This window comes from Mucilaginibacter sp. P4_D1 (assembly GCF_056401935.1).
This window is the reverse complement of the sequence record NZ_JBFUIJ010000111.1, coordinates 1-1,760: the sequence shown is the minus strand read 5'-3', so window position 1 is coordinate 1,760 and position 1,760 is coordinate 1. Positions and strand designations below refer to the sequence as shown.

Here is a 1,760-nt window from a genome sequence, read left to right as displayed (position 1 = left end):
GAGGCTGTATCATAAATCATGATCAGCCTCTTTTTTATTATTAATGGTTTATTGCTATAAAATCAATTAGTTATCTATGGTTTTATTTGTTTTAACAATCTGATTTTCATATATTTAAAGTATAGATATATGAGATATGGCAATCAGACAACCTGTTTTCAAACACTATGATCAGCAGCAAATATTAGCTATTCCGCCAACCCTGGAGGAGCTAATCCCGCAATCCCATCCGGTTAGAGTTGTCAATGAAGTAATTAACAAGATCAATATTGAGCCTTTATTAAAAGCTTATCATATCAGGGGAAGTTCCAGTTATCACCCTCAATTGTTGCTGAAGGTATTGGTTTATGGCTATGTGACCAATATTTATTCCAGCCGTAAGCTGGCGGCTGCATGCCAGGAAAGCATCTACTTTATGTGGCTGAGCTCAATGAGTTACCCCGATCATAATACTATTAACAGATTTAGGGGTGTTCGGTTAAAGAATGCGTTGCGTAGTGTGTTTGAAGATGTGGTAAAGCTACTTGCTGATGAAGGGCTGTTAAGTATTGATGAGATCAATACGGATGGAACAAAGATTGAAGCCAATGCGAACAAGTACACTTTTGTCTGGAAAAAATCAATCCAGACGAACAAGGAAAAAATGAAAAAACAACTGACCGAGATCTGGCAGTATGCGCAGCAGRTCGCTGCCGATGAGGACAAAATGCCTGAACCGCCTGATTTCACAGAGATCGACAGTCAGAAGGTAAAGGCAACGGTAGATCAGCTCAATGAAAAACTATCCGGTAAAGAGAACACCGATAAGAAGATGAAGGCTAAGCTTCAATATGTGACTAAGAACTATCCCGTAAACATTGCTAAATACGAGCAGCAGGAAGCTATACTGGAAGAAAGGAACAGTTACAGTAAAACAGATCCTGACGCTACCTTCATGCGCATGAAAGAAGACCACATGAAAAATGGCCAGTTAAAGCCGGGCTATAATGTTCAGATCTCTACATCCAATCAATTCATTGTCAATTATACCATTCATCCCAATCCTACAGATACCACTACGTTTCCAGCCCATATAGCGCAGCATGAAACCAGTTTCGGCAAGGCCCCTAAAGTGGTTACTGCAGATGCGGGGTATGGATCAGAAGAAAATTATACCTTGCTTGAAGAAAAAGAGACTACCGCTTTTGTAAAGTATGGTATGTTTGATAAACAGCAGCATGAAAGCCATAACAATAAGTTTCCCTTTGCCTCGGATAAACTTTTTTATAACCAGGATAAAGACTGTTATATCTGCCCGATGGGCCAGCAAATGGATTTCATTGGAAATTACATCAGGAAAACCAGTACGGGATTTGAACAGCATGTAAAAAGATACCAGGCAAAGAACTGTGGGAATTGTCCACTGAACGGCGCATGCCACAAATCAAGAAATAACCGCATCATTGAGGTCAATGAAAACCTAAAGCGGCAAAAGCAAAAGGCTTACGAACTATTAAACAGCCAGGAAGGTRTAGAACGGCGAAAGAAACGGTGTTTCGACGTTGAACCCGTATTCGGAAATATCAAACAGAACCACGGGTTCCGACGCTTCATGCTCCGTGGGAAAGAAAAAGTAGCGATAGAATGGGGCTTACTTTCAATCGCACAAAACCTAAGAAAAAAAGCTGCCTAAAGGCCTTCTTTTCACTCGTTCTTAATCAATAATATTCGTTAGTTCGAAATCAACATCAAAAAACTACTTGAAATCGATTTATCCGCCG

At 40.0% G+C, this 1,760-nt stretch carries 1 protein-coding gene; it reads left to right on the top strand.

Features of this window, described 5'->3' with window-relative positions:
- Window positions 1-136 precede the first annotated feature (136 nt).
- Window positions 137-1,672, top strand: a complete 1,536-nt coding sequence (locus AC1DV1_RS31225) for an IS1182 family transposase (protein WP_477368734.1) — start codon at window positions 137-139, stop codon at window positions 1,670-1,672.
- The last annotated feature ends 88 nt before the right edge of the window (window positions 1,673-1,760 follow it).